The 3,657-nt window shown below is 71.8% G+C and carries 5 protein-coding genes; 3 read left to right on the top strand and 2 right to left on the bottom strand.

The window, feature by feature from the left end:
- The first annotated feature begins 280 nt into the window (after positions 1–280).
- Together ACYVE9_RS19060 and idi are read left to right on the top strand one after the other, a co-directional pair.
- Positions 281–1,216 (top strand): cation diffusion facilitator family transporter, encoded by a 936-nt coding sequence (locus tag ACYVE9_RS19060; protein ID WP_461029095.1) that lies wholly within the window; start codon positions 281–283, stop codon positions 1,214–1,216.
- A 46-nt stretch (positions 1,217–1,262) separates the two neighbouring features.
- The gene (gene idi / locus ACYVE9_RS19055) at positions 1,263–1,823 is read left to right on the top strand and encodes an isopentenyl-diphosphate Delta-isomerase (RefSeq protein ID WP_461029094.1); all 561 of its coding nucleotides are present in this window, start codon (positions 1,263–1,265) and stop codon (positions 1,821–1,823) included.
- A gap of 81 nt (positions 1,824–1,904) precedes the next feature.
- Here the strand turns inward: idi and ACYVE9_RS19050 are convergent, their stop codons facing one another.
- On the bottom strand, positions 1,905–2,402 hold the full coding sequence (locus ACYVE9_RS19050) for an ATP-binding protein (protein ID WP_461029093.1): 498 nt from the start codon (positions 2,400–2,402) through the stop codon (positions 1,905–1,907).
- 164 nt (positions 2,403–2,566) lie between these two features.
- Positions 2,567–3,295 (bottom strand): HdeD family acid-resistance protein, encoded by a 729-nt coding sequence (locus ACYVE9_RS19045; protein ID WP_461029092.1) that lies wholly within the window; start codon positions 3,293–3,295, stop codon positions 2,567–2,569.
- A 97-nt stretch (positions 3,296–3,392) separates the two neighbouring features.
- On the opposite strand from ACYVE9_RS19045, the gene ACYVE9_RS19040 reads away from it, so the two are divergent.
- Positions 3,393–3,657, top strand: a 265-nt coding sequence (locus ACYVE9_RS19040) for an enoyl-CoA hydratase/isomerase family protein (RefSeq protein ID WP_461029091.1), incomplete at its 3' end; no start/stop codon positions are given.

Here is a 3,657-nt window from a genome sequence, read left to right as displayed (position 1 = left end):
GCGGCACGGGCGGCGGGACGGGCGGGCGGCGGGACGGGCGGGTGCTGCGCCGGGGCCTTCGTCCGGGTGTCGCGAATAGGGGTGCGACACGCCGGAGCCCGGCGCCCGGCGACCGGTGCAGCTTGCTGACCTGCACAGGGAACGCCCAGCTCAGGGGATACGACAACGGTGTTCAGTGCCGCGTTGCAGATACCCCCCTCCCGTAGTTCACTGAGGCGGTTGGGACGGCCGCGGCGGCCGTCACGAGCAGCAGGACACGAGCAGCGGGAAGGGCGTCCTCATGGGTGCGGGGCACGATCACGGCGGTCCGCCGCCAGGAACCACCGGGACCGCGGCGGCGGCCTACCGGGGGCGGCTGCGCATCACGCTGGCCATCGCGTGCGCGCTGCTGGCCACCGAGGTGGTCGGTGCCTGGCTGACCGGCTCGCTGGCGCTGCTCGCCGACGCGGGGCACGTGGCCACGGACGTCATCGGCATCGGCATGGCGCTCACCGCGATCCACTTCGCGAACCGCCCCTCCAGTGCGCGCCGCACCTTCGGCTTCGCCCGGGTGGAGATCCTCGCTGCACTGCTCAACTGCCTGCTGCTGCTGGGCGTGGGGGGCTACATCCTGTTCGAGGCCGTCGAGCGGCTGCGTGAGCCGACCGAGGTGCCCGGCGGGCTGACGATCGTCTTCGGGCTCATCGGCCTGGTCCTCAACAGCGTCTCGCTGTCCCTGCTGATGCGGGGCCAGAAGGAGAGCCTGAACGTGCGGGGCGCGTTCCTGGAGGTGCTGGCGGACGCCCTCGGCTCGGTGGCGGTGGTGATCGCCGCCCTGGTGATCATGCTGACCGGCTGGCGGCAGGCCGACCCGCTCGCTTCGCTGCTGATCGCGTTGATGATCGTGCCGCGTACAGTGAAGCTCGCCAAGGAGGCACTGGACGTCCTGCTGGAGTCCGCGCCCAGGGACGTCGACATCACCGAGGTCAGGCAGCACATCCTGGCGGTGCCGGGAGTGGAGGACCTGCACGACCTGCACGTGTGGACGATCACCTCGGGCATGCCGGTGCTGTCGGTGCACGTCGTGGTGAGCCGGGAGGCGCTGGACACCGTCGGCCACGAACGGATACTGCACGAACTCCAGGACTGCCTGGGCACGCACTTCGACGTCGAGCACTGCACCTTCCAGCTGGAACCGCACGGGCACGCGCAGCACGAGGCCAGGCTCTGCCACTGATTCCCGTACGGCACACTGGGGCATTCAGTCGGAACAGAGGAGGAACATGGCGAACAACCCTGCGGGTCCGATCATGCTCGAACTGGTCGACGAGCACGGAACGACGATCGGCACCGCGGAGAAGCTGTCCGCCCACCAGGCGCCAGGACAGCTGCACCGCGCCTTCTCGGTCTTCCTCTTCGACGAGCGGGGAAGGCTGCTGCTCCAGCGGCGCGCCCTCGGCAAGTACCACTCCCCCGGTGTGTGGTCCAACACCTGCTGCGGCCATCCCTACCCGGGGGAACCGCCGTTCGCCGCCGCCGCCCGGCGGGTCGGCGAGGAGTTGGGGGTGTCCCCGGTGCTGATGCGGGAGGCCGGGACGGTCCGCTACAACCATCCCGACCCGGACTCGGGCCTGGTGGAGCAGGAGTTCAACCACCTCTTCGCCGGCGTGGTGACGGCCGCGCCGCGGCCGGACCCGGCCGAGGTCGCCGAGACCGCCTTCGTCACACCGCGGGAGCTGGAGCGGCGGCACGCCGAGGGTGTGTTCTCCTCGTGGTTCATGACCGTGCTGGACGCCGCCCGGCCGGGTGTGCGCGAGGTGACGGGCAGCGCGGCAGGCTGGTGAGGGGGGCACGGCAGGCTGGTGAGGGGGGCACGGCGCCCCGGTGACGGAACGTTTCACGTCCAGGGCCGGTGACGGAACGTTTCACGACCGGTCGGCTCCGTGGTGGGGCAGTGGCAGCGCGGCCCAGATGACCTTGCCGCCGGCCGCGGTCTGCTCGACGTCGCAGGTGCCGCCGTGCTCGGTCACGAAGGCCTTCACCAGCAGCAGCCCCCGCCCGCCGGTCAGCTCGTGCTCGGGGTCGGCCGCCAGCGCCTTCGGCCGGTAGGGGTGGCCGTCCTCGACGGCCACCCGCGCCCAGCCGCCGCCCAGCGAGACCTCCACCCCCACCTCGGGTGACAGCAGGGCGGCGTGCAGCACGGCGTTGGTGACCAGCTCCGAGAGGACCAGCATCAGGGCCTGCATCAGCTCCTCGGTCACCGGGGCACGCTGCCGGCGGATGAGGTCGCGGACGGCGTGGCGGACCTGGGGCACCGAGGAGTCCACGGCGGGAGCGGCGAAGCGCCAGGCCCCCGCGTAGCCCGGGGGCTCCGCCGGTTCCGCGGCGGACGGCTGGGGCAGGGCGCTCCCGCGGCTGTCCATGATCACCGGCACCCACCCTCTGTCCGTGGCTGCGCGGCGTCTCTTCGCACGCGTCCACCACTACGAGTGTTGGTACATACCGGTACGTGCAGGGCGTTCGACCGCAATCGACCGGTAATTGACGTATCCAGAACGCTTCTGTGCACTTCTGCCGGATCGACCGCCTACTGCGCCTCCACGTGACCGGTCCCCTCACCCTTGCGCCGGCCCGGCCCGTCCGTGTCCGGCTGGTGCCCCGGCCGGGTGGCCGGGTCGTCGCCCTCGCCACGCTCATCCCGCCCCTCGCGCTCCTCACGTTGGCGGTCTGCATCGTCCCGCCCCTGCGCCACCAGCCCGGCGACGTGCCGCCCGGTGATGCCGGTGGCGAGCAGCCCGATGCCGTCGAAGAGCAGCGCCAGGGAGAAGAACGCGCCCAGGGTGTAGAGCGTGCTCTGCGGCCAGTCGATCAGCACCAGCACACCCAGCAGCACACCCAGCGCGCCCTGCGCGACCGTCCAGATCATCTGCGGACCGCGCGCGACCAGGCCGCCCACCAGGCGGAACACTCCCCCGGTAAGGAACAGCAGCGCCGCGAACAGTGTCAGTCCGGCGGCACTGGTGGCCGGGTTGAGCACCACGACCGCGCCGGCTGCGATGTAGAGGGCGGCCACGATCAGGCCGAGCCAGAAGAAGTTCGACTTGTGCGACTGCACCGCGTGCAGCAGCGCCACCACACCGCCGATCAGCAGCAGCCAGCCGAAGAGCAGCACGGTGGTGATGGTGGCCAGCCAGACGTACACCAGGCCGATCAGCCCGCCGATGACGAGCACCGCGCCGAGCACGCTGAGCCAGCCCAGGCTGCGGGTGAGCCCGGCCTCCGACTTGGGTCCGGTACTGCTCTTCCTGCCGACCATGCGACACCTCCAGGGGTCTTCGATCCAGCCTGCCTCTCCGGGCGGGTACCCGCCCGGTCGGATTGACCCATCCGGGACCCGGCTAACATCCCCGCTCATGGATCCCCTGCGGCCCGGCCTCGGGTGCGAGACGGCCGACGGCGTCGCGACCGTCACGCTGCACCACCCCGCGAAGCGCAACGCGATGACCGCCGCGATGTGGCGCGCGCTGCCCGACCTGCTGGGCCGGCTGGCCGCCGAGCCCGAGGTGCGGGCTCTGGTGCTGACCGGTTCGGGCGGCACGTTCTGCGCGGGCGCCGACATCTCCACCCTGCACGGCGACCCGGCCGCCGAGGACGGCCCGCAGCGGCTCGCCGTCGCCG

The organism is Streptomyces sparsus (assembly GCF_054776295.1).
This window is presented reverse-complemented; position numbering and strand designations above follow the sequence as displayed.